We start from the raw sequence: 26901 nt of genomic DNA on the forward strand, positions 1-26901 counted from the left end.
GCGGTTATTCGTGTAGTAAATTGACGCCAATTGGCGATCCCGCTGCGGAAACACAGGAGAAGGTCATGGCCAGCATTCCACCGCGCTCGTTCCCGCGCCGAAGAACGCCCGCGCTCGCCGCGCTCGGGGCGGCGGCCGCCGGCCTGCTGGTGGCCGGCGTCGGGTTCCAGCCCGCCGCCGGCGCGGACGCCGGCGCCCCCGACGCGGCCGTCAGCACGTCCAGCCTCAAGGGCAGCGACGGCACCACCTACACGGTCACGAACCACGTCGTCCGCGGGAAGGACGGGCGCGGCCACCGCAAGGAGTGGCTGCTCGTCTGGACGGGCGACGCGGGCCCCGAGGCGGGCGGCAGGGGCCACGCCGCGCACGGGAGGGCGGGCGCGAAGGGCTCGGCCGACCCCGACTTCCTCGCCGTGATCGACGCGACGCGCGGCTCCCCCGACTACGGCAAGGTCGTCAACACGGCGACCCTCGGCCCGACGCTGCAGAACGAGCCGCACCACATGCAGTACGTGTGGCACAAGGGCGACAAGGTGTTCGCGGGCGGGCTGCTCAGCGACACCACGTACGTGTTCGACGTCGGCCAGCTCCCCAAGATCAAGCTCAGTGGCGTCGTCACGCCGACCGACACGCCCTGCGGGACCGTCCCGGACGCCTTCTGGACGCTCAAGGACGGCACCGCCTACGGCGCCTACATGGGCGGCCCCAACGTGTCCGGCCCCTGCACCTACACGCACGGCGAGACGCGGATCGGCAACGGCGCGGGCGGCACCCCCGGCGAGGTGCTCCGGCTGGACCAGACCGGCAAGGTGCGGGTCGAGTACCCGGCGGCCACGAAGGGGCCCGAGGCGGAGACCTGCCACAGCATCCCGCAGCTCGACCCGCCGAGCTGCGCGAACCCGCACGGCATCCAGGCGCGCGAGGACCTGAACCGGCTCATCACCAGCGACTTCGCCGAGGTCCGCAACCTGCTCGGGACGCCGCCCGCCGACTTCTACATCACCCGCGACACGGTGCGGATCTACGACATCGCGAAGCGCGACCGCCCGCGGCTGCTGTCGGTCTCGCACCTGCCGGACGGCCCGCGCAAGGAGCCGTTCGGGACCTACGAGGAGCCGCGCGTCGTGATGGAGACGACCGTCACCAACGAGCGGCGGCACCGGGGCGCGTTCGCGTCGACGATGGGCGGCGCGTCCATCTTCTACACGCCCGACATCACCGACCCGAAGCCGAAGTGGCGCGAGGTGTTCGACGACACCACCGCGTTCACGCGCCTCGCCCCGCAACTGGAGAACCGCGTCGGCATGGACGGCGGCGCCTGGCTCCAGACCAGCGCGGACGACAAGTACCTGTACCACACGGTCATGCGCCGGGGGGACGAGTCGTCCGGCGGCAAGAACACCGGCATGGTGTACGTGCTCGACATCCGCAAGCTCGTCGCGTCGGGCAAGAAGACCCAGTGCAGCATCGACACGCTGGAGGAGACGACCCGCGGCGGCCGCGAGCCCGACTGCCCGTCGCTGGTGAGCGTCCTGCCGATCGAGGACCCGACGTCCGGCGGCCCGCACTGGGCGGCGCTGGACAACTTCCGGCCGGGCCGCGACGGCCTCTACCGGGAGACGCGGCGGCCGGACCGGCTCGCGATGGCGAACTACTTCGTCGCGGCGACGCCGTTCGACGGCGACCACCGGGTCTGCATGGTGAGCATCTCGCCGAGCCAGCAGTTGTCCCTGGACAAGCGGTTCAAGGACGAGCGCACCGGCCACCCGTGCGTGGAGTTCAACCGGGCCCAGTGGCCGCACGGCGCGACCGGCGACGCCCGGCCGCACGGCGTCCTGTTCGCGGTCTCCGATGCCGACGTCCGCTGACGTCGGGCACGGCCGGGAACGTGCGCGGCCGTCCCACCGCCCGCCGTCCGCCGCGGCGCGGGCGGCGGCGCGCGGAGCGGTGCGGACGGCCGCGCTCGGGGTGGCGCTCGTTCTCCTCGCCCCGGCGGCGGCCTGGGCGGACGGTGGCCACGGCGGGCACGGCGCGGTGTCCGGCGGCGGCTGGCTCACGACGGCGATCCGCGTCGTCGCGCTGCTCGCCACCGCCGCCGTCGCGGCCGCCGCGCTGCTCCGGCCGCGCACCGGGCCGCCGTCCCGCCGGGTGACGGTCGCCGTGTCGGTCGCGGCGGCGGTCGGCGCGGTCGGCGCCCTCGTGGCCGTGGACCGCGTCGTCCCGGCGCTCGGCCTCGCGGCGGTCGCGCTCGCGGCGCCGCGCCTGCTCCCGCACCCCCGGCGCTCGGTCGCGGCCGGCGCGGTGCTGGCGGGCGCGCTCGCGGCGATCGTCGCGGGCGGCTCGCTCACCGCCGCCGCGCCGGACCGCTACCGCGCCGCCCCCGGCGAGCCGCTGCTGCGCGACGTCGCGGTCGGCGGCGCGCACCCCTCGATCCTCGTGACGCCGCAGCGGCCGGGGTGGAACCTCGTCCACGCGGGCGACGCCCCGGTCTCGGTGGGGACGTCGCCCGACCGGCTGGGCGCCACGGAGCGGGTGCCGGGCGCGTCCGGCACCTGGCGGACGGTGTGGCTGCCGTCCGGCCGCGGCACGCTGTACGTCGGGTCGGGCGGGCGGACGGCGGCCGTCGCGGTCGACACCGGACGCGGGCGGCCCGCGTCGCCGCGGCTGCGCACCGACGGTCCGGAATGCGCGAGCGCCGCGCTCGGCGCGCTCGTCGCGGGGACGCGCGGCGCGGCCGCCGCGTGCCCGGCCGACCGGCTCGACGCGGCGGACGCGGACGCGCTGCGCGCGACGGTCGCGTTCGTCGCCGGGCGGAAGGTCCGGTCCGTCCACCTGGTGGGCGACGGGTCGCCGCGCTCGGCGGCGGCGGAACGGGTCGTGCGGGACGCCTGCGCGAAGGCCGGGGTGAAGGTCGCGGCGAAGGCGGCGGCCGACCGTCCGGTCGTCGTCGTGGCGGGCTGGTCGGGGGCGGACGCGACGCTCCGCGCCATGGCCCGGGGCGCGCTGCGCGGGCAGGGCGCCTACCTCGCGCCGTGGCTGCTCAACGCGCCGCTGCTCGCCGTCCCGGCGGGGCAGATGCTGCCGCTGCGGTTCTCGCCGCGCGACCCCGGGCCGCTGCGGTACGCCGCCGAGCTGCGGTCGCGGTTCCCGGACGAGACGCCGGCCGCCGCCGGGTACCGCGCCTGGCGGGGCACCGCCGACACCGGCCCGGCCCGGCTGTACTCGGCGTCGCTCGTCAACCTCATGCCGCCCGCCGTGCTCGCGCGGCACCCGCACTCGGGCACGAGCTGGCTCCCCGGCGGGACGATCACCGTCGCCACCGGCCCGCTCCACTGAGCGGACGGGCCGGGGAAACGCAATACGAAAACGAAGCGCCGACCGGGCGGCGACCGCTCACGCGGGTCAGGCCGTGAGGCCCAGCAGCCGCGAGCAGCGGATGATCGCCTGGTCGGTGCCGTCCATCACCAGGCGCCGGGTCAGCGTCGCTTCGATGGGGCTGAGCCGCCCGGCGCCGATCTCGACGAAGGTGAGCGCGTCGGTGCGGACGACCAGCACCGGCTCGCCGGGCGCCGGGCCCTGCACGACCCCGGCGGCGCCGTCCGCGACGCGGATGTGGAAGACCTCGTCGTCGACGCGGAACTCGTACGTCTCGTCCGGGCCCGCCGCGTCCTGGACGATCATCGCCTCCAGCGCCAGCACGCCCCAGCGCGGGCGCACCTCGTCCTCCGCGCCGGGCGTGCCGAGGACGCCGAGCCCCCAGCGGGCGAGCTCCAGCACGGCGCCGCGCAGCCCCGCGCCGAGCTCGGTCAGCTCGTACGCCCGCACCTTGGAGCCGGGCCGCGGGACCTGCCGCACGACGCCCGCCTCGGTCAGCCCGCGCAGCCGCGCGGCCAGCAGGTTCGTGCCGATGCCGGGCAGGCTGGCGAGCAGCTCGTTGTAGCGGCAGGGGCCGGTGAGCAGCTCGCGGACGATCAGCAGCGACCACCGCTCGCCGATCACGTCGAGCGCCCCGGCGAGCCCGCAGTACTGGCCGTAGGCGCGGCGGCGGCGCCCGCTCTCGGCCTGCTTCTCCCGTACCGGCACTTCACGATCATATACTTCCCGGCGGTCGGCGGGGGCGAGCACGGCGCCTCACCCCAGCCGGGCCATGGCGCGGACGACGGCGTCCACCTCGGCCGGGGTCGTGACGATGCTCGGCCCGAACCGCAGCGCCTGGTCGCGGTACGGGGTGACGCTGGCGACGATGCCGTGCTCCTCGCGCAGTTCGGTGACGACGTCGTCCGGCTTGCGCCCGGTGACGTTGCAGCACACGAGACCCGACGACACGGCCGGGTCGCGCGGCGTGAGCAGCGTGACGTGCCGCATGCCCGCGAGGCCGGCCTTCAGCCGGGTCGCCTGCTCGCGGGTGCGCGCCGCGATCCGGGCCGGGCCGATCGCGCGGTGGAACGCGAACGCCTCGGGCAGCGCCCAGCGGTGCTCGTAGGTGTGGAACCCGCCGGGCGTGGTGAGCACCGCCGCCGGGCCCTCCGGCGGCCTGCCGCTCCACCAGCCGAGCAGCGCGGGCATCGAGAAGCTCGGGATCGTCGGGTCCATCCGGGCCCAGGCCGCCTTGGCGCCCCAGATGACGCCGGTCCCGCGCGGGCCGAACAGCCACTTGTGGGTGCCGGTGACGAAGAAGTCGCAGCCGAGTTCGAGCGGGGTCGGCGCCTCCGCGCCGAAGCCGTGCACGGCGTCGACGCAGAGCAGGACGCGGTCGGCCTCGTCCCGTCCGCGGTTGGCGTCGGCGACCATGTCGGCGACGGCGCGGACCGGGAGCTTCACGCCCGTCCCGGAGTGGACCCAGGTGACGGCGACGGCCCGGGTCCGCGGCGTGATCCCGGCGCGGAGCCGGGCGACCATCTGGTCGGCGGACGCGGCGGCCGGGTCCTCGTAGAGCCGGACCTTCTTCACCGCGGCGCCGTCGCGCGCCGTGCGCAGGCGGAGCGACTCGTGCGTCGCGTAGAAGTCGTGCTCGGTGGTGAGCACCTCGTCCCCCGGCTTCAGGCGGAGCCCGGCGTAGAGGAGGGCGAGTCCCATCGTGGTGCTGTCGGTGAGCGCGATCTCGTCGGGGCCGCCGCCGAGGAAGGCCGCCGCCGCCTTGCGCACCTCCTGCTGCCGCGCGTCGAAGCTCTCGACGTAGATCGCGGTGTCCCGGTCGAGGGCGCGGCGGTGCCGGTCGATCGCGGCCGCGACCGGCGCGGGGTGCGCGGCGAGGTAGTAGGCCGTGAACTGGAGGTGGCGGCGGTTCAGCGGGAACTGCGCCCGGACCGACGCCCAGTCGCCCGGGTCGAAGCGCCCGCCGCCCGCTCCCCCGGCTCCCGGTCCGCCGGGGCCCGCGGCGAGCGCCGCCGCGCCCGGCCCGGCGAGGGACATCCCGGCGCCCGCGAGCGCGCCGCGCATCACGGCCCTCCGGCTCAGCTTGACGTACCTGCGGATCACGGCGAACTCCTCGCGTCGGACGGCATCGGGACGGCACCGGGCGGCGGCGGGGAGGAAGGCTCTTGGCGAAACGTGAGAAGAGGCCCCCGGCCCGATGCCATCCGGGGGCCTCCTCTGCCCACTGAGAGCTAGCCGAAGCTCAGCTCACCGCGGTGGGAGCTCAGCCGAGGCTCAACTCGTCGCGGATCTCGGCGGCGCACTTGGCGGCCAGCGTGAGGACCGGCTTGGCGTCGGCGTCGTCGACCTCGTCCACCGCGTAGAAGTCCACGGCGGCCTTCGAGGTGAAGGTGGAGCCGACCGGCGCCCACTCGGAGACGTCGGTGGACGTCATGACCAGGGCGTCGCGGTTCGCGTAGACCTTGTCGCCGACCGTGATCAGCAGGTACTGCTCGAACGTCGCGGTGCCCGGCAGCAGCTCCTCGCCGTGGCCGGTCAGGGTGCCCTTGTTCTGGCGGGCGTGGTTCTGCTCGATGAGGATGTCGGCCTCGTCACTGTGGAAGTGGGTGAGCAGACGCTCGAGGGCGACCTGCGGACGGCCGTCGGCGTCGCGGGTGATCTCGGACGCGGTGCGAACGCCGCTGATGCCCTCGACGTTGCGGCAGTCGAACGTCTCGCCCTGCAGGAAGTGCAGGGTGATCTCGCCGTCGAGGCGGACGCCCGCGAAGTGCTTGCTGCCGAGGATGGTGGCGGTCTGGGTCATGGAAACCCCTCCAATCGGTGTGTAAATACATAGTGATTCGCCCTCCGAGACGGCGTCATCTCTCAGATTGCTACACGTTTGGATAGTCATCGGGCCGGGTTCCGTCCCTCTACTGAAGGGCGCGGCCAGGGCATGGCCCGATCGAGCCACACGCCGCCGTTCCGAATGGCCCGCGCAGGCGAAGCCGGCCGCTCCCGGCGCGCCGTAGCGTCCATCGCCGTAGTCCAGTGGCCGTTCCCCCGCGGCGGCTTCGACGAAAGGAACCGGCTGTGACGCAGGAACTGACCCGACCGCCCCAGATGAGCCCGGAAGCGCGGGAGAAGTACCTCGCGGAGGCGCACATCGCCGTGCTGACCGTCTCCCGGGAGGGGCGGGGGCCGCTGGCCCTGCCGATCTGGTACGCCTACGAGCCCGGCGGCGACGTCCGCGTGATCACGCGCGGGGACAGCCCGAAGGCCGAGATGATCCGCCGGGCGGGCCGCGTCACCCTCTGCGTCCAGTCGCCGGAACCGCCCTACCGGTACGTGACCGTGGAGGGGCCGGTCTCCATCCAGGAGGCGGTCACCCCGGACGAGCGCAGGCGGCTCGCCGCGCGCTATCTGGGCCCGGACTTCGGCGACGCCTTCGTCCAGGCCACCGCCGAGGCCACGCCCATGATGATCGCGGTCGACATGCGCCCGGAGAACTGGCTGTCGCAGGACCAGACCGACTGGCCGTGACCGGAGCCCCCCGCGCCCCCGGACATCGTTGATCAACTGCCGCCCTCCCGATGGATGCCGCCCGGGCCCTGGTAAGCGATGATGGCCTTGTGACGGCAACCGAGGGCGTTCTGTTAGAGGGGTGGGACCTCCTGCGGCGCGGGGCCTGGCGGGAGGCCCACGCGAGGTTCGCCGCGGCGCTCGCCGCCCCGCTGGAGCCCGCCGCCGAGGCCTCGGCCGCCGAAGGGGCCGCGGCGGCCGCCTGGTGGCTGGACGACGACGCCGAGATGACCGAGCGGTACGAGCAGGCGTACCGCAACTACCGCGCCGTCGGCGACGACTGCGGCGCGGCCCGGGTGTCGGCCTGGCTGGGCAACGGAGCGGTCCAGTTCAGGGGCGAGGCCGCGGTCGCGCAGGGCTGGTTCCAGCGGGCCAGACGGCTCCTCGCGAACCTGCCCGAGAGCGAGGAGCACGGCCTCCTCGCCCTGTTCGAGGGCATGGCCGCGCGGCTGCGCGGCGAGCTCACCGACGCGATCGCCTACGCGGAGCGGGCGATGGCGATCGGCGGCCGGCTTCAGTCGCCCGACCTGGAGATCCAGGGCATGGCGCTCAGCGGCACCGCCCACGTGAGCCAGGGCCGGATCGGCGAGGGCATGCGGCTGCTGGACGAGGCGGCCGCCGCCGCGCTCGCCGGGGAGGTGCGCGAGGTCGGCTCGGTCTGGATCCCCACCTGCTACCTCGTCCAGGGGTGCGAGCAGACCCGCGACTGGGAGCGCGCCGAGCAGTGGTGCGGCCGGGTGATGGACTTCTGCCGCCGGTACGACCTCGGGTCGCCCTTCGCCCGGTGCCGGACCCACTACAGCACCGTCCTGCTGTGGCGCGGCGACTGGGACGAGGCCGAGACCCAGCTCCTGCGCGCCGCGGACGAACTCCAGGAGCAGCGCCCGCGGTTCGCCTCGGAGGCCTGGGCGCGCCTCGGCGAGCTGCGCCGCCGCCAGGGCCACTGGGACGAGGCCGCCGAGCTCTTCGAGCGCGGCCGCTCCCTCCCGGCGGCCCGCCTCGGCAAGGCCGAGCTGTTGCTGGACCGGGGGGACGCGCAGGAGGCCGTCGACGTCCTCGAACGCGTCCTGGACGGCATCTCCGGCGAGGACCGCCTGGAGCGCGGCCCGGTGCTGGAGGTGTTCGTCAGGGCCGCCGCCGCGGCGAAGCGCCCCGACCTCCTCCCCGGCGCGACGAAGGAGCTGATCGAGATCGCCGAGGACGTCGGCGGCGAGGCCCTCCAGGCGTCGGCGCTGTGGGCGCAGGGCGTCGGCTGGGGCATGCGGGGGGACACCGACCAGGCCATCACCCTGCTCACCCGCGGCGTCGAGCTGTTCGAGAGCGCCCGCGGACCCTACGACGCGGCCCGGGCCCGGCTCGACCTCGCCGCCGCGCTCGCCGACGGCGGGCGCACCGGGGCCGCCGCCCAGGAGGCGCTGGCCGCGCAGGAGACCTTCGAGCGGCTCGGCGCGATCGCCGACGCCCGCCGGGCGAGCAGGCTGGTCGGGCTGGCACGGCGGACGTCCACCCTCGAACTCACGGCCCGCCAGGTGGAGATCCTGCGGCTGCTGGCGGTGGGGCTGACCAACCGCGAGATCGCCGAACGGCTCGTGCTGAGCGAGCACACCGTCAAGCGGCACGTGGCGAACATCCTGACCCGGCTCGACCTCCCGTCCCGCGCCGCCGCCGTCGCCTACGCCTCACGCGTCGACCTGCTCTGAGCCTCCCGCCCCCACGCTGCCGGTTCCGCCGGGGGCATGGCCCGTTCGGGCCACTCCCCGGGGGGCGGCGGTTGGCCCGCTCGGTCGAAGCCGCCACCGGGGCGCCGCCCGTAGCGTCGCGAGCATGACCGAATACGCCATCGTGACGCAGGCCCAGCAGAAGGCCTGGTCCCTGGGGGACCTGAGCAAACTGGCCGCCCATACGCCGCCGATATACGCGGAGTCGCTGTGCGAGGCGCTCGACCTGCACTCGGGTGAACGCGTCCTCGATGTGGCCGCCGGGACGGGGACCACCTCGATCGCCGCGCTCCGCCGGTTCTGCGAGGTCATCGCCACCGACTTCGTACCCGAGGGGCTCGTCAAGGCCGAGCGGCTCGCGTCGGCCGAGGGCCTGAAACTGGAGACCCACACGGCGGACGCCCAGGAACTGCCGTTCGAGGACGAGTACTTCGACGTGGCGGTGTCCACCTTCGGCGCCATGTTCGCGCCCGACCAGCAGCGGGCCGCCGACGAGCTGCTGCGCGTGGTCCGGCCCGGCGGCAGGATCGGCGTGCTGGCCTGGTGCCCGGACGGGATCATCGGCGAGTACGCCGCCACCATCGGCAAGTACATCCAGCCGCCGCCGGGGCTGCGGTCCCCGTTCGAGTGGGGCACCCCGGCGCGGGCGCGCGAGCTCTTCGGCGGCCGCGCCCGGTCGGTCGACACCGTCCGCAAGGCCCAGCCCTTCCGGCACCCGTCCGTCGAGTTCGCGGTCGAGTACTTCCGCGCCTGGTACGGCCCGGCGCGGGGCGCGTTCGAGCGTCTCGACGACGAGCGCCGCAAGGCGCTGCACGCGGACATGGTCGCGGTGTGGAGCGCGGGCAACCAGGCATCCGACGGCACGCTGGTCGCCCACGCGGACTACCTCGAAACGATCGTCGTCAAGGCCTGAGAGCCGGAGGACTGACATGACCTCGACCGAGCTGAAGCACCCGGGGGTGGTCCTCACCACCCTCAGCCTCGGGATGCTCGTCGTCTCGCTGGACGCGACCATCGTCAACGTCGCTCTCCCGAGCCTCGCCGCGGGCCTCAACGGCGACATGGACAACGTGCTGTGGGTGGTCAACGGCTACGTCCTGGTGAACGCCGCGCTGCTGGTCACCGGCGGGCGGCTCGGCGACGTGCTCGGCGCCCGCCGGATGTTCCTGGTCGGCCTGGTGGGGTTCCTCGTGGCCTCCGGCCTCTGCGGCGTCTCGGAGAACGTCACGCAACTGGTGCTCGCCCGGTTCCTGCAGGGAGTGACCGGAGCGCTGCTCGTCCCGCAGGTGATGACGCTCATCTCCGACATCTTCCCGGCCGAACGGCGCGGGGCGGCGATGGGCGTGATGACGGGGACGATCGGCATCTCCGCGATGAGCGGGCCCGTGCTCGGCGGCCTCATCCTGAACGACTGGAGCTGGCGCTGGATCTTCTACATCAACGTGCCGGTCTGCACGGCGGCGATCGTGCTGACGCTGCTGTTCGTGCCTGACGCGAGACCGGCGAACCGGCACCGGTTCGACCTCATCGGCGTCCTCCTCGTCACCGCCGGGCTCGGCGCCATCACCTACGGGCTCATCGAGGGCCAGCGCTACGACTGGGGGCAGGTGACCGGCGTCATCACGATCCCCGGCATCATCGTCGTGGGCGCCCTGATCCTGGTCGCGTTCGTCTGGTGGGAGCGGCGCTACCCGGAGCCGCTGCTGCCGCTGAACCTCTTCCGCTACCGCGCCTTCACCATCGCCACGCTGCTCAACTCCGTCATGTACCTCACGATGTACGGGGTGACGCTGCTGGTCACGCTCCACCTGCAGTCGGTGTCGGGGCACAGCGCGCTGCGCACCGGCCTCACCTACGTCCCGATGGCCCTGGCCATGGGCATCTTCGCGGCCGTCGCGGGCCGGCTGACCGACCGGACCGGGGCCCGCTACCTGATCTTCGGCGGGCTGCTCGTCCTCGCGGCCGGGTTCGGCGCGATGGCGGTGGTGGAGTCGGCGACCTCGACGTCCACCGACTTCCTGCTGCCGCTGCTCGTGGTCGGCGTCGGCGTCGCGTTCGTCATGGCCCCGGCCACGACCGAGGCGATGATCGACCTGCCCGAGCGCCTCGTCGCCGCCGCGTCCGGCGTGTTCAACAGCAGCCGCCAGATGATGGGGGCGCTCAGCATCGCGGTCGTCGGCGCGGCGCTCAGCACGGGCCTCGCGCACCAGATCACCGGCGAGGCCGAGCGGGTCGCGCGGCAACTGCCGCCGGAGAAGCGGGGACCGTTCGTCTCGCAGCTCAGCGAGGCGGTCGGCGAGGGCGGGTTCGCCTCCGGCCAGCAGGCCGGTCCCGGCGGCGACGCCGGCCTCGTCCAGCGGCTGACGCACGACGCCTACAGCGCGGCGTTCGCCGCGGCGGAACGTCCGACGCTCTACATGCTCATCATCCTGCTGCTGGTGGTGGCCCCCACCTTCCTGCTGCTGCCCAAACGGGCCAGGGCGGCGAAGGCGGCGAAGTCCGCCGAGGCGGCGGAGGCCATGCCCCCGCGCCAGCAACAGGACCCGGTGGGGTGAGACGCCGGTCGGCAAGTGCGCGCGGTTCCGCCGGGGCGATCCGGCCCGGCGGAACCGCCGCGTACGCGTGTCCCGGCGACGCGTGGTTCAGGGGTGCGTGGTTCAGGGGTGCGCGGTTCGGGGGCGTGCGGTTCGGGGGTGCGGGGCTCAGGACCGCGTGGTGTAGAGCGCCATGACCTCGGGCGCCGCGCCGTCGTCGGTCACCTCGGCCAGCAGCCGCCGCATCTCCGGCAGCCGGCCGGGCTCGACGAGTCCGGGGAGCAGCGAGACCCACATCGTCCGGACGCAGCGCCGCGGCTCGTCGCGGTCCCCCATCGCGGCGGAGACCTGCTGGCAGCCGGTGAACGCGGCGACCAGGAAACCGGCCACCGCCTCGACCTCGACATCGGGAGCGAGGTCGCCCTGCGCGCGGGCCTCCCGGAGCAATTCCCCGACCTCGTCCGCCCAATGCTGGAAGAGGGAGCGCACCGAAGGCGAGATCAGGCTCCGCTCGATGGTGAGGCGAATTCCGGCGCGCACGATCGCGTCGGCGCGGAAGCGGCCGGCGAGTTCGGCGGAGAGGGCGAACAGAAGAGGCATCGCGCGGGGGAACTCGGGGCGCAGCCTGTTGATCAGTGAGGGCCATAGCTCGCGATACTCGTCGAGGATCGCGGTGGCGAGCGCCTCTTTAGAGGAGAAGTGGAAGTAGAGCGCGCCTTTGCTCATTTTTGGACGCGCCACTATCTCGTCCAGCCGGGCCCCCGCATACCCTTTGGCCTCGAACAGCTCGGCGGCCGCGCGAAGTATCTGGAGGCGGGTTCGGCTGGCCCGTTCCTGCATCTGGGACACCTCTATCAGCCGACGGGAACCTGGTGACTCGTGTTGCGTGTAGTCAACAATGCCCGTTTCCACGATAATAATCAATAGGCAGTCACACTAAGGAAGTGTCCCGATACGGACATGCCTCAAGCCGCCATAATGACCGTCGGTAACCAGGCCTAGGACCTGCGGAAATGCGCCACTTGCAACAGCGGTAATCGGACTCGCCGATCCGGCCGCGAGGAATACCAGAGACCAGCCAGTTGATCAACCCCTGGCCCCGCAATACGACCGGAAGGTGAAGCTGGCCACATCTGGCGCTTGCAAAAACCAACTCGCCGGTTTTAAATGAATGGGAACTGAGCTCCCCGCGCGAGTAGAGCCGAATTGCTACTCGGCAAGCATGGCTCCTCACTGAGAGTGGTCGTAGCAAATGTCGAACCGCAGTCCAGAGTTGATCACCGATGGGCCTCCGGCAACGCCATGGGCGGACGCGGCGGCGGCATCGGGCCGCATGGGGGGTGTGCCGTTCTCCATAGCTTGGCAATACACGCGGACAAGGTCCGCGTTCCGGGGGACGAATGACATCCCGCCGCGCAGGCCGCGGCGGGTCGTCCGCAATATCTGGAACGTGCACGACACCCAACAGGGGGACACGATGGAGGACAGCGTAGAGCGGTCCATCGCACGCGTGATCCACGCGATGCGGGAGAACCTGGGGGAACCGATCACGATCGACGACATGGCCAGGATCGCCATGTTCAGCAAATTCCATTTCTCCAGGATCTTCCGGGACTCCACCGGGACGTCGCCGGGCAGGTTCCTGTCGGCGCTCCGGCTGGAGGAGGCGAAGCGCCTGCTGACGGACACGAAGCTGAGCATCGCCGACATCAGCAACCGCGTCGGCTATTCCAGCGTCGGCACCTTCAGCTCCCGGTTCAAGATCAACGTCGGCGTCGCCCCGAGCGTCTACCGGGAGACCGGGGGGACGCCGCCGCGCGACGGCATCTCCGCCCGCCGCCACGACGACCAGGGGTCCGCCACCATCCACGGGACGGTGACGCTCCCCGACGGCATGCACGGCCACCAGACGTTCGTGGGGCTCTTCCCGGACGCGATCCCGCAGGGCTGGCCGGTGCGGTGCGCCGAGCTGCCGGGCCCCGGCCCGTACTCGCTGCGGAACGTGCCGCCGGGCGAATGGCACGTGCTCGCCTGCTCCGAGATGAACCACACCGACGACGGGGACGCGCGGCGGCCCGGCGGCCCCGCCCGCGACCGCACCCCGGCCGTGGGCGTCAACGGGCCGATCGTCGTCCATCCCGGCAGCGTGGCGCCGTCGGCGGACGTCCGGCTGCGGCCCGCGACGCCCCTCGACCCGCCGATCCTGCTGGCTCCGCTGGAGCCGCGCGGCATGGCCACCGCCGCCATCTGACCAGCCGACACGACCCGCCGAACCGCTCCCACCGAAACGACGACACCGACTCTCCACGCCGACCCCACCACGCCGCCCACCACGCCCGGTCACCACGCCCGGTCACCACGCCACCGCCGACCCGCCACGCTCTGACGAGGCCCCGGTCCGCCGCGAGACACGCCGCGGGCCGGGGCCGTTCTCGCGGGTCAGGACGGCCGGGGCAGCGACCGCGCGTGGTCCAGGGACAGCATCCGCCCGGCGTGGAAGAGCAGCGCGGCGTCATGCGGGCGCCGCTCCAGGGAGAGGATGCGCCCCACGAAGATGGAGTGGTCCCCGCCCTCGTAGCGCCGCCAGACCTCGCACTCCAGCGCGGCCAGCGCGCCGCCGATCACGGGCGCGCCGGTCGCCGGACCGGGCGACCAGTCGACCGACTCGAACTGCGCCGCGCCGAGCGGGCGCCCCCGGTCGGCGAAGTGCCGGGCGAGCGCGTGCTGGTGCGCCGCCAGCACGGAGATCCCGAAGTGCTCGGCGCCCTCCATGCAGGCGTGCATGACCGCGTCGTGGCCCACGCAGACGAGCACCAGCGGCGGGTCGAGCGACACCGACGTGAACGAGTTCGCCGTCATCGCGTGCGGGGTCTCGCCGCCGACGGTCATGACGACCACGCCGGTGGCGAAGGCGCCGAGCGTCCGGCGCACCGCCTCCGCGCCGAGCTCCCCGGACGCGTACGGCTGCGCGCTCACACCGGGCTCCCCACCTGCGCGTACGGCTCCAGCGCGCGGACGAGGGCGGCCGGGACGCGCGCCGGGGCCGTCCGCCCGTTGGGCCCGCGCATGCACGCGACGCGCTGGCGGCCCCGGGCGATGAGCGTCTCGTCGCCGCCGTCGCCGAGCCGGACGTAGTCGAACCCGAACTCCAGTTGCGTCTGCGCCAGCTCGATCAGCCGCATCCGGATGGACAGCTCGTCGAACGCGGTGATCTCGGCGAAGAACTCGCAGTCGACCCGGAGGGTGAACAGCTTCAGGTCGTCCTGGAGGTCGGCGAGCACTTCGGGGGCCCTCCGCTTGAGGAACATCTCCCGGCAGCGTCCCTGCCAGCGCAGGTAGTTGACGTAGTAGACGTTGCCGACGAGGTTCGTCTCCTCGAAGCCGACCGTGTGGAGGTACTCGAAATACTCCGCCATGGGGACTATGACCGCCCTTCGGTGAGGATCGCGAGGACGACCGGGCCCGGCACGTCCCGCAGCGTGGTGACGAGGGTGCAGACCGACAGCCCGCCGGACGACAGGACCGCCCAGCCGCCCGGCCGCGCGTGCAGCAGGGAGAGCGGCGAGTCCGGCGGCAGGCCCGCCTTGCGGAGGCATTCGAGCGCCGCCCAGACCCGGGTTCCGGCCGCGTCCGCGTCCTCGTCCATCGCGGTGGTGAGCAGCGCGGCGAGCGGCGCGGACGCGCCGAGCAGGTCGGCCCAGTCGGCCGCCGCCCGTCCGGCGACCGGCTCGACGTCGCAGGCCAGCGGGCCGTCGCCGACCGCGCAGAGGGTGAGGCCCGCGCCGTGGGACGCCGAGACCGTCCGCCCGTCGCGCAGGCCCGGCCTGCCGTCCGGCCGGTAGGTGACGAGCGCGGAGCGGCCGAGCGCGCGGCCCGCCGCGAGGGCGGTGCGGGCGCGGTGCTCGCGGGTCCGGTCGGGGTCGACGACGGGCTCGACGGCGACGGCGGCGCGGACGCCAGCGAGGTCCTCGACGGTCCGCTCCAGGTAGGCGCCGAGCAGCGGGGCGACCCAGGACTCGGGCCGCTCGTTCTTGCGGACGGCCCGCAGCCGCAGCCCCTCCCAGCGCTCCACGACCTCCCCGGCGCCCGTCCGGACGGCGATGTCGTACACGTAGGTGTCGCCGTCCCGGTACCGCTCGGTCGCGCAGAACCGCAGCTCGCCAGTGCCCGACGCGACCTCAGGACCAGCGGGGTGGAGCCGGTCGATGCCGATGGGCAGGAGCGTGGCGTCCGGGACGCAGACCTGGCAGCCGTGCATGAGCGCGTCGCGCATGCCGGGGTCGCCGAGGACGAGGTCGCCGGGCAGGAACCCGGCGAACCAGTCGGTGTCCTGGAGGGCGACGTCGACCTCCACCCAGCGGGCGGCGGCGCGGTGGTAGCGGCGGAGCCGCTGGAAGCGGTCGCCCTGGAACAGCAGCCCGGAGTACAGGTCGGTCGCCGGGTCGAGCGGGACGCCCGGCAGTTCGTCGCCGGTGGGGTAGGGCGGGCCGTCCGGCACCGCCCCGGCCCTGGCCTCGCCCTCGGCGGGGACGCGCAGCACCGCGCGGAAATGTTCGGCCGCGAACCCGGTCTCGCTGCTGCGGATGACGGCGCGGACGGTGTCGGCGCCGGTGACGACGACGGCGATCCGGATCGTGGTGGACCCGTCCGGCGGGACGACGATCGGCCGCGGGAACTCCGCCTGCTCGATCACCGGCACGCCCGTCCGCCCGGTGACGGCGGTCGCGGCCTGCGCCATCGCCTCCATGCCGAGCACCGCCGGGAACAGGAGGTCGCCGTCCACCCGGTGGTCGGCGAGGTAGCGGTCGGTGCCCGGGTTCAGCTCGACCTCGGCGACCAGCTCGACGCCGTGGTAGCGGACGAGCGGCCGGTCGACGAACCGCAGCAGCGGCAGCGGCGGCGCGTCCCGCCGGACGGTGTCGACGCCGCCCGTCCGGCCGCTGATCACGGTGACGGCGGGGACGTCCGGGTCGGTGACGAGGCGGCGCATGATCTCGACGCCCTGGTCCGGGGTGATCGGGGTGATGCCCTCCTGGGCGAGCGACTCGACGACCGACAGCCGCTCCCCCATCCCGACGCCCGACCAGACCGACCACTCCATGCAGACGGCGCGGCAGCCGGGCCGCTCCTCGGCCAGCTCGCGGGTGAGGTCGGCGAGCCACTCGTTGGCGGTCGCGTAGTGGGCTTCGCCGCGCAGCCCGGCGCGGCCGATGATGCTGCCGAACGTCACGAGCAGGCGGAGCCGGTCGCGGCCGGTCGCGGCGAGGACGTTGCGCAGCCCGTCGATCTTGGGCGCGAACGCGTCGCGGATGGCGGCGGCGTCCAGGTCGGCGAGGCCGCGCGGCTCGTTGCGCCCGGCGCCGTGCAGGACCGCGGTGACCGGGCCCATCGTCCGGGTGATCTCGGCGACGGCCGCCTCGACCCGCTCGGGGTCGGTGACGTCGGCGCGGAAGTAGCGGGCGGTCGCGCCCTCGATCGTCATCCGGCGCAGGTTCGCCGACAGCTCGGCGTCGGCGGACGGGTCGGAGCGTCCGAGCAGCGCGAGCCGCGCGCCCGTCTCGGCCGCCAGCGACAGCGCGCACTCGGCGGTGATGCCCTTCCCGCCGCCGGTGACGAGGACGACGTCGGTCGCGTCGAGCGGCGTCGCCGTCCCGGCCCTCTCGACCGGCAGCGGGCGCAGCGTCGGCACCCGCCGGACGCCCCGCGCGTCGTAGTGCGCCTCGCTGAACCCGCCGGTCGCCGCGACCTCGGCGACGACCCAGTCGACCGCCTCGACGCTCGCCGGGACGTCCGCGACCGTCACCCGGAGCTTCGGCGCCTCCTGCCGCAGCGTCTTCGCGAGGCCCGCCGCGCCGCGCCCGTGCTGGACGAGGACGAACCGCCCGTCCGGCGGTCCGGCGAGCGCGGCCTGCGCGCCCTCCAGGGCGAGGGCGAGGTGCTCCTCCGCGCAGCGCTCGGGCAGGCAGACGAGGACGCCGCCGCCCAGCCCGGCGCTGCGCAGCGCGTCCCGCAGCGGCTTCGCGAGGTCGTCGCCGGGGTCGGCCCACAGCGTCCACTCCCCCGCCTCGTCCGTCCGCTCGGACGGGGCGCGCAGCGGGACCTCGTCCAGGTCGACGGCGAACGGGCGCGCCCACGCCTCCGCGCCCTCGACGGCGGCGGGCGGCGCGCCGTCCGGCGCCCCGGCGGCGAGCGCCTCCAGCGTCTCGGCCAGCTCCCGGATCGTCGCGGTGGCGAAGTTCAGCGGCGACTGCGCGACCGGCACGCCGAGCGACCGCGCCGCCTGGTTCATCACCTGGCCGACCGTGATCGAGCTGAGGTGCATGTCGTCCAGCAGGTGGCTGTCGTCGGACACCATCTCCACCGGCAGCTCGGCGCGCTCGGCGACGAGCCGCCGCAGCAGCTCGACCCCGGACACGCCGTCGGCGGCCCCGTCCCCGGCGGAACCGTTCTCGGTCGCGGCCCGCCCGTTCACCGCGGGGTCCTTGGGCGGGACGTCGGCGAACCGCACCGTCGGGGCCTTCTCGCACGGGCTGGTGAAGAACGCCTGCTCCGCACCGATCTCCAGCGGGCGGGTGAGCCGTCCCCGGAACAGCGCGGCGTGGTCGACGGGCGCGCCGGACACGTAGGCGGCGCCCGCGACGCGCAGCAGCCCGCGCAGCGACTCGGCGTCGGTGTCGAGCGCCACGGCCGGGACGTCGGCGACCTCCGGCAGCAGGGACGAGAGCACCCGGCCGGGGCCGACCTCGACGAACAGGTCGACCTCCTTGGCCGCGAGCCCCACCGCCTGCGCGAACCGGACCGGCGCGGTGATCTGGCGGCGCAGCAGGTCCGGGACGTCGGTCCGCGGGCCGAGCACGTCGCCGGTCACCGTGGACACGACGCGGCGGGCGAGCGGCCCGAACCGCTCCCCGTCGAGCCAGGCGCCGAACTCGTCCGCCGCCGGGGCGACGAGCGGCGAGTGGAAGGCGTGCGACACGTGCAGGGCCATGGTGCGCAGCCCGGCGTCCCGCGCGCGGGCGGTGAGCGCCTCGACCGCGTCCCGCTCGCCCGCGACGACGGTCTGCGCGGGCCCGTTGTACCCGGCGACGACGACGGGCAGGTCGCCGATCAGCGGCTCCACCGCCTCGGCGGGCGCGCCGATCCCGGCCATCGTCCCGGACGAGGACCGCTCGGTCATGATCCGGCCGCGGGCGACGGCGGCGCGGAGCAGGGTCTCGCCGTCCAGCGCCCCGGCCCAGTGCAGCGCGGAGATCTCCCCGAGGCTGTGCCCGACCGCGACCGACGCCCGCACGCCGAGCAGCGCGAGGGCGCGCAGCCCGGCCCGCGTCCCGGTGACGATGCGCGGCTGCGCGACGGCGGTCGCGGCCATGTCCCCGGACGCGGGCAGCGCCGCCGCGTCGTAGACGTCCTCGACCTCGGCGAACCGGCGGCGCAGCGCCCCGCCGCCGGTGCCCCGGCCCGAGCCCTGGCCCGGGAACAGGTAGCCGATCCGGCAGCCGCCGGACGCGCGGCCGACGAACAGCCGCCCGTCCGCCGTGACCGGGACGTCCTCGCCCGCGTCGAGCGCGGCGAGCGCCTCGCCGAGGCGGCGCTCCGCGTCCTCCGGCGAGGAGACGACCATGGCGGCCCGGTACGGGAGGTCGCGCAGCCGCCGCTGCAGCGCGGCGGCGAGGTCGCCGATCTCCGCGTAGGACAGGCGCGGCACCCAGTCGGCGAGCTGCTTCAGCCGGTCGCGCAGCTCGTCCGGGGTGGCGCCGTCGACGAGCAGCAGCTCCGCGTCCTGCGCCGACGCGGCCAGCTCGCGCGCGGGCCCGGGCAGGGACGCGGACCGCCGCGTGCGCTCCTCCATCCCCTCGACCACGATGTGGGTGTTGATGCCGCCGAACCCCATCGACATGACCCCGGCGCGGACGGGCCCGCCGTCCGGCCAGGGCTCGGCCTTGCGCAGCATCCGCAGCGGCGCGGACTCGGCGGTGAGCAGCGGGTGCGGGTCGACGCAGCCCGCCGTCGGCGGCAGCACCTGCTCGCGCACCGCCAGCACCGCCTTGATCAGCCCGGCCACCCCGGCCGCCGCCTTGGTGTGCCCGATCATGCCCTTGATGGAGCCGACCGCCGCCGGCGGGCCGCCGGACCCGTTCATGGCCTCGGCCCGCGCCTCCGACAGCGCCGTCAGCTCGGTGTTGTCGCCGACCTCGGTGCCCGTGCCGTGGCCCTCGAACAGGCCGACGGTGTCGATGCCGAAGCCCGCCATCTCGTAGGCGCGGCTCAGCGCCAGCCGGTACCCGCCGACCTCGGGGCGCGTGATCCCGCCCCGCCCGTCGGAGGAGATGCCCCACCCGGCGATGCGGGCGTGCGCGGGACGGCCCGCCGCGGCCGCGTCGTCCTCGCGCATCAGCACGACCATCCCGCAGCCCTCGCCCGGCCAGAACCCGCTGGACGCCTTGTCGTAGACGCGCATCTCGCCGCGGGCGAGCGCGCCCGTCTTGGCGAACCCGATGATCTCGAACGGGTCGATGGACAGGTCGACGCCGCCCGCGATGACGACGTCCGCCTCCCCGTCGCGCAGCGCCCGGCACGCGGTCGCCACCGACAGCAGCGAGGACGAGCACGCGCCGTCCACCGTGTAGCCGCCGCCGTTCAGGTCGAAGTGGTTGCAGATCCGCCCGGCGATCGTGTTGGCGAGGCCGCCCGCGAGGGTGTCCTCGTCGATCGCGGGGAACGGGCTCTTGTAGACGTCTTCCAGCCGGTCGAGGAAGCCCGCCAGCTGGTCCTCCCGCCAGCCCTGGTCGAGGAGCGCGGCGCCGACGACGCGCTTCACGTAGGGCCAGCGCAGCCGCATCAGGTTCGCGCGGGTGAACTCGCCCGCGAGGGTGTTGCCGACGACCACGCCCGTGGTCTCCTTCGGCAGGCCCTCGCCGCGCGGGTAGCCCGCGTCGGCGAGGGCCCGGTCGGCGACGTCCAGCGCCAGCCAGTGCGTCAGGTCCGTGGAGCGGAACGTGCTGCCCGCCACCCGGTGCCCGACCCGGTCGAACTCGTAGCCCTCGATGACGGCGGCGTTCCGGGCGTAGAAACGGTCCGGCGCCGCCGGGTCGGGGTCCCAGTAGTCCGCCAGCCGCATCCGCTCGTCGGGCAGCCGCCGGAAGGCGCGCCGTCCGGCGAGGATGTTCTCCCACAGCTCCCGCGGGGAGGCGGCGTCCGGGTAACGGCAGGCCATTCCTACGACGGCGATCCCGACCATGATGCGATGCCTTCTTTCCGAGTTCCCAACCGGCCCGCGGCGGTCGCCGCGGCGGCCGGGCCGGATTCGGGCCCGCATCGGGTGGCCATCGAATTTATTTGCCTCGCAATTGATCCGGCCCGGCTTTTTCAGCATGCACCAGGACAAACCGACCGTCTTCTTCCGTTGTGCTTCGGTATTGGATAACGACGTTTCATAATGGCGTAATTAATTGTGCCCGGCGGATTCGCGCAGCGCGCTCCGGCGGGCCCGCCAGTGCGCGACCCACCAGCCGATGCCGCGTGCCGCGCACACGATCGACGTCGCGAAGAACAGCGTGTACACGACGTTGAACAGCATGAGCACGCCGTAGACGAACGCCACGCTGCCGCCGAACATGAACTGCGGGAGCGGCTTGGACGGCGTCGTCCCCGGGTCGGTGATCATGTAGTTGGTGAACAGCACGAACGCGACGCCGGTCATCACCGCGAGCCCGGTGTAGAGGGGGGCGTCCCAGATCCAGTGCCGGACGAGCGCCTGGATCGCGAACCCGCCCGCCCAGCCGACGATCAGCAGCACGCGGCCGGTGAGCATCGAGTTGATGACCGTCCCGGCGGTGATGATGACCAGCGGGATCAGGACCCGGAACAGCGTCCCCGCGTACTCGGTGAACATGTAGGGCGGCGCGATGCTGACCCACGACCCGAAGCACAGCAGCGTCACCGTGATGCCGAAGTTGGACGGGTTCATGAAGTGCCGCATCCGCCCGTTCACCGGCGCCTTGAACACGTGCTTGCCGCCCACCCCGACCACGACGCCGAACATGACCGGCCACCACTGGTCGTTGGCGTACAGCAGCATGTTGACGGCGAGGGCGGTGATGTGCGCCGGGAGCAGGAACTCGTACAGGCCGCGCACGCCCCGGCCCCGGTAGCGGGGGCTGCGCCGTTCCGCCCACGCGCTGATCCATTCGAAGCCCAGTTCGGCCGTGTATCCGGTGAGGGCCGCGAGGATCGGCCAGAGCCACGCCTGCTCGAACCCCAGGACGGTGTATCCGAGGATGTTGAAGACGGTCAGCGAGATGGCGAAGTTGCGCAGCGCGAGGTAGCGGACGTCCGGCTTCGGCTTCGCCGGGGCGGCCGGGGCGGCGGTCGCGGGCGCCGCCGCGTCGGCCGGCGGGGCGGTGGCGGGCGCGGCCGCCGCGGACGAGGTGGATGTCAACGGCGTCGATGTCATCGGCGCTGAACCTCCTGTGCGGTTCCGTCCAAGAGAAGGTCGTGGGTGCCCGGCGCGAGGCTGAGCGTCTGCGTGTGCGGACCGCCCCGGGCGTCCCGCCAGCGCAGCTCGGCCGACACCGGGCCGCTCGCGCCGCCGAGGCCGAAGTCGACCTCGAAGCCGCGCTTGCCGCTGTGCCCGCCGCCGCCGTCCAACCGGGCGATCCGCGTCCGGCCGTCCGCGGTGCGGACGCGGACCGTCGTCCCGTAGGCGGGCGCGCCGAGCGCCCGCATGCCGCCCTTGTCCGCGCCGTCGGCGGCGGGCCGGTAGAGCCGCAGGCCGAGGTGCTTGCCGCGGCCGGGCGAGTTGTTGGCGTAGAACGCGGGCGGGCCCCACTGCCGCGCGACGGCGAAGTCCAGGGCGCCGATGCCGCGCGTGTCGGCGATCGCGATGCCCCGCGTCGGGATGGGGACGTCGAGCCCGAGGTCCTTGCTGAGGTTGACGAACGCGCCGCCGTCCTCGGGACGGGCGTAGAACGCGATGGGCTGCGAGCCCGCGATGTCGTCGCCGGGCTGGATGTCCGGCCACATCTTCGGGTCGGTGTAGAGGTCGTCGTTGGTCATGGCCATCTCCTGCAGCCACGGCCAGCGGTTGATCTTCCCCTTGATGAACCCCTCCGCCTGGACGATGTCGGGCCGTCCGCTGTTGAGGAAGTCGCCGGCCTTCACGTCCCAGCCCCAGCCGGTGAACGCGAAGCCGAGCTCGCGCGCCTTCTGCTCGAACGGCGCCTCGCCGCGGGCGAGCATCCGCGCCATTTCGGACTCGTTCTTCGCCTCGTTGATCCAGGCGAAGTTGCTCTCCTCAAGGCCCCATGCGGTGGTGATGTTGCTGACCACCATGTCGAAACGGCCGGTGCCGTTCAGGTCGGCGAAGTCGATGCCCATTCCCTTGAACGAGCTCTTCCCGAGGACGAACGATTTCGGCGTGTGCGGGTGGCGCGTTCCGAGGACCTCCTTGAATTTGATCGCGCCCGGTTTGGAGACGTTGCTGAACAGGTGGTCCTTGCCGAAGTCGTTGGCGATGTAGAGCTCCGGGAGGCCGTCGCCGGACAGGTCCGCGCTCGACGCGCCGAGCGCCCAGCCCGTCGCCTGCTCGTGCGGGATCGCGGCGGTCACCTCGGCGAACCGCGCCGTCGGGTGCTCGCCCGCCGACCCGTCGTGCCAGCGCATGACGTGGGCGCCGCCGCCGTTCTTGGCGTTCGACATCGACGCGTTCATCTGCACGTTCTTCTGGCCCTGCGGGTCCAGGACGTCGGAGTCGGGGAAGTAGTTGGCGATCAGGATGTCGGGGTGGCCGTCCGCGTCGTAGTCGGCGACGTTGACGGTGTTGGTGTGCCACTTCGGGCCGCGGTAGGAGCCGTCCACGGTGCCCGAGGGGACGAGTTCGACCGGCTCGTACGACGACGCCGCCGGGGCCTTCGCGGTGGACTTCGCCAGGAACATGACCGGCGTCCGCCCCCAGTAGGTGACGAGCAGGTCCATCCGGGCGTCGCCGTTGAAGTCGCCGGGCGTGCAGCCCATCGGCGCGATCGCCGGGCCCATCGGGAGCGGCGCCGGGTTCAGGGTGAACGGCGTGTAGCGTTCCGCGGCGGGCGTCGTCGGCGCGTAGGTGACGACGACCTGGTCGGTGCGCGGGTCGACGATGCAGAGGTCGTCCTCGCGGCCGTCGCCGCGCAGGTCGTTGAGGGCGACGCCCGCGCCGACCGCGGAGATCCACGACCGCAGGTGGTGGTAGGCGGGGTTCACCTGCCGGATCGTCCGCGTCGGCGTGTAGCCGGGCGGCATCGCGATCGGCATCTCGGTGAACTTGTAGCGGTCGGCCATCCGGTTCCGGTCGGCGCTCGACGCCTCGGGGAGCCGGGCCGCGAAGAACAGCGCGGTGGCCAGGACGACGACGACCAGCGCTGGGACGAATCTCCGGCCTCGCGTCCAAAGAACGGCCATTTGCGTCCTCCTCTGATGTTCGGTGATTTTCTTTCGCCCATGGGCATGCCAGGGCGGAAGGATTACGGGGGGAAACGCCGTCACGGCGTGGGAGTCAGCCCTCGCTGGGCCGGTACACCGCCTGGATGCGCCTGCGCCACACCTCGTAGGCGGGCATGGGGCCGTCGGCGGGGAGGCCGTGCAGCGCGTCCTGCGTGACGGCCGACGCCTCCTCCACCGACGAGCCGCAGAAGACCTCGGTCGCGACGCCCGTGTGCGGGACGACGAGCCCCGCGCGCAGCCGCGTCGCCGCCGCGAACGCCGCGCCCTGCGCCACCTCGGCGCGGAACCCGGCCGCGAGCTTGCGCAGTTTCTCCAGTTCGGCGGCGTCGACGCCGCCCGCGTAGGTGGCGGCGAGCCCCGCGCCGCTCCACAGGTCGGCGCGGCGGCCGGGGCCGAACCCGCCGATCGTCGCGGCGAGGCGCTCCACGTCGCCGCCGCACACGAACCAGAGCGCGCGGCCGACGCCCTGGTCGGCGGCGCGGGCGGCGTAGCGCGCCGCGTCCGGCCAGGGGAGCCTCAGGCTGGGCGGCTCGCGGCGGGTGACGTGCCGCGCGGTCGCGAAGTACGCCTGGTGGAAGCCGTACCCGTCGGCCGCGAGCCAGCGCAGCAGCGGGTCGGGGAGCCTGATCCGGCGCCAGAGCGGGCGGGGCAGCCGCGCCATCGCCCAGCCCGCGCCGACGTTGGCCATGTAGACGTGCCGGTCGGCCGCGCCCGCGATGAACTCCGGCAGCTTCGCCGACCGCCACGGCGTGATCGCGTCCACGATCGCGAACGCCATGGCGGCGCCCTCATAGGCGAAGCCCCGGTACGGGCGCTCGACCGTGCCTAACAGCCGTTCCGCCTCGCCCAGGTCCCGGCTGACCATGGCGTGCTTGAACCCGGTGAGGAAGTTGCCTCCCGCCTGCTCCAGGTGGCCGCGGGTCAGGGGGTCGCGCTCGTGGAATCCCCTTTTCGCGAACGTGGCCTCCGCCGGGTCGGGGGTCAGCAGCCGGTCTCGAAGCGTCCCTGACAGCGTCGGCATCGGTCCTCCCTGTCGCCCGGGCATCTTCACAGTCAGCCTGGCTCCGGTCAGGTCCGACCGTCATCTTCTGAATTGCCCTGGCTTAATCCGGGGGGCCGGCGCGGATCAGGTCGCGAGGAGCTCCTTCAGTCCGGCGTCGATGAAGGCCGTGTCCTCGGGGTTGCTGCCGTGACCGGCGAAGTGGCCCCACACGCCGGGGATGACGCGCAGCTCCGCGTTCGGGATGTGCTGGACGGCCCACGCCTCGTCCTCGGGCGGGAAGTAGAGGTCCTTCTCGGCGGGCATGACCAGCGCGCGGGCCTTGATGGACGCGAGCGCCGCCCTGGTGTTCCCGTCGAACCCGGGGGTGCGGCCGACGTCGGAGTTCTGCCACGTCCAGAGCATGGTGAGCAGGTTGTTGGCGTCGCGGTCGTCGAGGAAGAAGCCCTCCCAGAACCCGACGAGGAAGTCTTCGAGCGAGCTGTAGCCGAGCGTCTCGTAGAGGCGGTCCCAGTAGAACGCCTGGGAGAACCCCCAGCCCGCGTAGACGCGGGCGGCGGCGCGCAGGCCGCGGGTCGGCGGGGAGGTGTACCAGCCGTGCTCGAACGCGGCGTCCGCGGTGAGCGCCGCCTTCACGCCTTCGAGGAACACCTTGTTGTGGTAGCTGCACCGGGACGAGCCGCAGAACGGCGCGATGCGCTCGACCATCTCCGGGTGGCTGACGGCCCACTGGTAGGTCTGGCCCGCGCCCATCGACCAGCCCGTGACGAGCGGCAGCCGCTCGATGCCGAAGTGCTCGGTGACGAGGCGGTACTGCGCCTCGACGTTGTCGTACATGGTGACGTCCGGGAACCGGGCGCGGTCGTAGGGCTCCGGCGTGTTGCTCGGCGAGCTGGACAGCCCGTTGCCCAGCATGTTCGGCACGATGATGAAGTACCGGGACGGGTCGAGCGCCATCCCCTCGCCGATGAGCCATTCGTTGTCCTGGTGCCGTCCGGAGTACCAGGTCGGGTAGACGATCGCGTTGTCCTTGGCGGCCGAGAGCGTTCCATAGGTCTCGTAGGTGAGCTGCGCGCCGCGCAGCGTCGCGCCGCCCTGCAGGACGAAGTCGCCGAGGTCGAAGGTCGTAGGCATGAGTCCCCCTTAGTTTCCAGAGAAACTATTTAGACCGGAACCGAAAATCAAGGGGTGAGCTGGTGCAACACGTCGAACTCCAGCCCGTCGGCGGCCGCGATGAACACGTTCTGCCGCAGGTGCCGGTCGCGCACCTCGACCGGCCCGCGCGGGCCGTCGTAGCCGAGGCCCTCCGAGACGGCGTTCATCGAGCGGACGTCCAGCTCCCCGCTGCGCCGGAACAGTTCGGCGAGCAGCCGCACCCCCTCGTAGCACGACTCCCCCATGCTGTTCAGCGGCGGCGCCTGCGCGCCGAACCGGCCGTGGTAGCGGGCGCCGAAGTCCAGCCCGTCGCCGGTCGGGAGCGTCTCGAAGAAGCCCGCCGCGGCGAACAGCCCGCGGGTGCCCTCCACGCCCGTCGCCAGGAGCATGTTCTCGTCCATCAGCGGGCTGAACCGCAGCTGCGGCAGGCCCGCCGCGCCGAACGCCCGGTTGAAGGCCACCGCGTCGTCGCCGACCAGCAGCATCAGGACGGCCTCGCAGCCGCTCGCCTCGATCCGGCGGAGCGGCTCGCCGAAGTCCTGCGTGCCGAGCCGGACGTAGATCTCGTCGCAGAGGACCGCGCCCTGCTCGGCCAGGTAGGCGCGGACGGCGCGGGCCGTGCCGCGCGGCCACACGTAGTCGTCGCCGAGGATCGTCCAGCGGCGGACGCCGAGCTCGGACGCGAGCCAGCGCAGCGCCGGGCGGAGCTGGCGCTCGGGCGTCTCGCCGGTGAGGAACACGCCGGGCGACCGCTCGCCGCCCTCGTACAGCGCGGTGTACACGTACGGGACGCGGCCCGCGATGCGCGGCGCGAGGCACTGCCGGACGGCCGAGATGTGCCAGCCGGTCACGGCCTGCACGGCGCCCGCCCTGACCAGCTCCTCGACCGCGGCGGCGACGCGGGCGGGCGGGCCGCCGCCGTCCACGACCCGGAGCCGCAGCCGCCGCCCGAGGACGCCCGCCTCCGCGTTGACCTCCTCCTCGGCCAGCCGGGCGCACAGCTCGGCCGAGGGCCCGAAGAGTCCCGCGGGCCCCTGCCGAGGCACCACGAGGGCGACGTCCAGGGCGTCCATACTGGGAC

At 73.6% G+C, this 26901-nt stretch carries 19 protein-coding genes; 7 read left to right on the forward strand and 12 right to left on the reverse strand.

What is annotated here, in order from left to right; all coding sequences use genetic code 11:
* Positions 1-65: 65 nt before the first annotated feature.
* Together ACH01S_RS35510 and ACH01S_RS35515 are read left to right on the forward strand one after the other, a co-directional pair.
* Positions 66-1868: a hypothetical protein gene (locus ACH01S_RS35510; RefSeq protein ID WP_067902550.1), complete on the forward strand. Its 1803-nt coding sequence runs from the start codon at positions 66-68 to the stop codon at positions 1866-1868.
* Positions 1852-3336, forward strand: coding sequence for a hypothetical protein (locus ACH01S_RS35515; protein ID WP_067902553.1), 1485 nt, complete (start codon positions 1852-1854; stop codon positions 3334-3336). The genes ACH01S_RS35510 and ACH01S_RS35515 overlap by 17 nt, the downstream gene beginning before the upstream one ends.
* A gap of 66 nt (positions 3337-3402) precedes the next feature.
* On the opposite strand, the gene ACH01S_RS35520 is transcribed toward ACH01S_RS35515, so the two are convergent.
* The 3 genes from ACH01S_RS35520 to ACH01S_RS35530 all read right to left on the reverse strand — a co-directional run bounded on the left by ACH01S_RS35520 (position 3403) and on the right by ACH01S_RS35530 (position 6178).
* Positions 3403-4083 carry a winged helix-turn-helix transcriptional regulator gene (locus tag ACH01S_RS35520; protein ID WP_067902556.1) on the reverse strand — a complete coding sequence of 227 codons (681 nt, stop codon included), beginning with the start codon at positions 4081-4083 and terminating at the stop codon, positions 3403-3405.
* 48 nt (positions 4084-4131) lie between these two features.
* Positions 4132-5478: an aminotransferase class V-fold PLP-dependent enzyme gene (locus ACH01S_RS35525; protein ID WP_067902559.1), complete on the reverse strand. Its 1347-nt coding sequence runs from the start codon at positions 5476-5478 to the stop codon at positions 4132-4134.
* Positions 5479-5638: 160 nt separating this feature from the next.
* On the reverse strand, positions 5639-6178 hold the full coding sequence (locus tag ACH01S_RS35530) for a hypothetical protein (protein ID WP_067902562.1): 540 nt from the start codon (positions 6176-6178) through the stop codon (positions 5639-5641).
* 269 nt (positions 6179-6447) lie between these two features.
* Between ACH01S_RS35530 and ACH01S_RS35535 the strand changes: the two genes are divergently transcribed.
* The 4 genes from ACH01S_RS35535 (at position 6448) to ACH01S_RS35550 (ending at position 11209) form a co-directional block, all read left to right on the forward strand.
* A complete protein-coding gene (locus ACH01S_RS35535) occupies positions 6448-6897 on the forward strand; it encodes a pyridoxamine 5'-phosphate oxidase family protein (RefSeq protein WP_218010516.1) in 450 nt (149 codons plus the stop codon).
* An 89-nt stretch (positions 6898-6986) separates the two neighbouring features.
* Entirely contained in the window at positions 6987-8636 is a 1650-nt protein-coding gene (locus tag ACH01S_RS35540) for a helix-turn-helix transcriptional regulator (protein WP_067902565.1), read from the forward strand.
* A gap of 124 nt (positions 8637-8760) precedes the next feature.
* Complete coding sequence (locus tag ACH01S_RS35545; protein WP_067902568.1) at positions 8761-9567, forward strand: class I SAM-dependent methyltransferase; 807 nt, start codon at positions 8761-8763, stop codon at positions 9565-9567.
* 16 nt (positions 9568-9583) lie between these two features.
* Positions 9584-11209, forward strand: a complete 1626-nt coding sequence (locus ACH01S_RS35550) for a DHA2 family efflux MFS transporter permease subunit (RefSeq protein ID WP_067902573.1) — start codon at positions 9584-9586, stop codon at positions 11207-11209.
* A 147-nt stretch (positions 11210-11356) separates the two neighbouring features.
* Here the strand turns inward: ACH01S_RS35550 and ACH01S_RS35555 are convergent, their stop codons facing one another.
* Positions 11357-12028: a ScbR family autoregulator-binding transcription factor gene (locus ACH01S_RS35555; RefSeq protein WP_067902576.1), complete on the reverse strand. Its 672-nt coding sequence runs from the start codon at positions 12026-12028 to the stop codon at positions 11357-11359.
* Positions 12029-12665: 637 nt separating this feature from the next.
* Between ACH01S_RS35555 and ACH01S_RS35560 the strand changes: the two genes are divergently transcribed.
* The gene (locus tag ACH01S_RS35560; RefSeq protein ID WP_067902579.1) at positions 12666-13439 is read left to right on the forward strand and encodes a helix-turn-helix domain-containing protein; all 774 of its coding nucleotides are present in this window, start codon (positions 12666-12668) and stop codon (positions 13437-13439) included.
* 188 nt (positions 13440-13627) lie between these two features.
* Here the strand turns inward: ACH01S_RS35560 and ACH01S_RS35565 are convergent, their stop codons facing one another.
* From ACH01S_RS35565 to ACH01S_RS35600, 8 genes are all read right to left on the reverse strand, one after another.
* Positions 13628-14164, reverse strand: coding sequence for a flavin reductase family protein (locus ACH01S_RS35565; RefSeq protein WP_067902581.1), 537 nt, complete (start codon positions 14162-14164; stop codon positions 13628-13630).
* The gene (locus ACH01S_RS35570) at positions 14161-14604 is read right to left on the reverse strand and encodes an acyl-CoA thioesterase (protein ID WP_067902584.1); all 444 of its coding nucleotides are present in this window, start codon (positions 14602-14604) and stop codon (positions 14161-14163) included. Before ACH01S_RS35570 ends, ACH01S_RS35565 begins: the two co-directional genes overlap by 4 nt.
* A 5-nt stretch (positions 14605-14609) precedes the next feature.
* Complete coding sequence (locus tag ACH01S_RS35575; protein ID WP_067902588.1) at positions 14610-20426, reverse strand: type I polyketide synthase; 5817 nt, start codon at positions 20424-20426, stop codon at positions 14610-14612.
* A gap of 207 nt (positions 20427-20633) precedes the next feature.
* Positions 20634-21641, reverse strand: a complete 1008-nt coding sequence (locus ACH01S_RS35580; RefSeq protein WP_067902591.1) for a hypothetical protein — start codon at positions 21639-21641, stop codon at positions 20634-20636.
* Positions 21638-23623: a CRTAC1 family protein gene (locus ACH01S_RS35585; RefSeq protein WP_067902594.1), complete on the reverse strand. Its 1986-nt coding sequence runs from the start codon at positions 23621-23623 to the stop codon at positions 21638-21640. The genes ACH01S_RS35580 and ACH01S_RS35585 overlap by 4 nt, the downstream gene beginning before the upstream one ends.
* Positions 23624-23717: 94 nt before the next feature.
* On the reverse strand, positions 23718-24686 hold the full coding sequence (locus tag ACH01S_RS35590) for a DUF1702 family protein (protein ID WP_067902596.1): 969 nt from the start codon (positions 24684-24686) through the stop codon (positions 23718-23720).
* 105 nt (positions 24687-24791) lie between these two features.
* Positions 24792-25799 (reverse strand): alpha/beta fold hydrolase, encoded by a 1008-nt coding sequence (locus ACH01S_RS35595; RefSeq protein ID WP_067902599.1) that lies wholly within the window; start codon positions 25797-25799, stop codon positions 24792-24794.
* Between the two features lie 47 nt (positions 25800-25846).
* Positions 25847-26893: a substrate-binding domain-containing protein gene (locus ACH01S_RS35600; protein WP_067902602.1), complete on the reverse strand. Its 1047-nt coding sequence runs from the start codon at positions 26891-26893 to the stop codon at positions 25847-25849.
* Positions 26894-26901: the final 8 nt, after the last annotated feature.

This window comes from Actinomadura chibensis NBRC 106107 (genome assembly GCF_001552135.1).
In the GTDB taxonomy this organism is placed as follows: Bacteria; Actinomycetota; Actinomycetes; order Streptosporangiales; family Streptosporangiaceae; genus Spirillospora; species Spirillospora chibensis.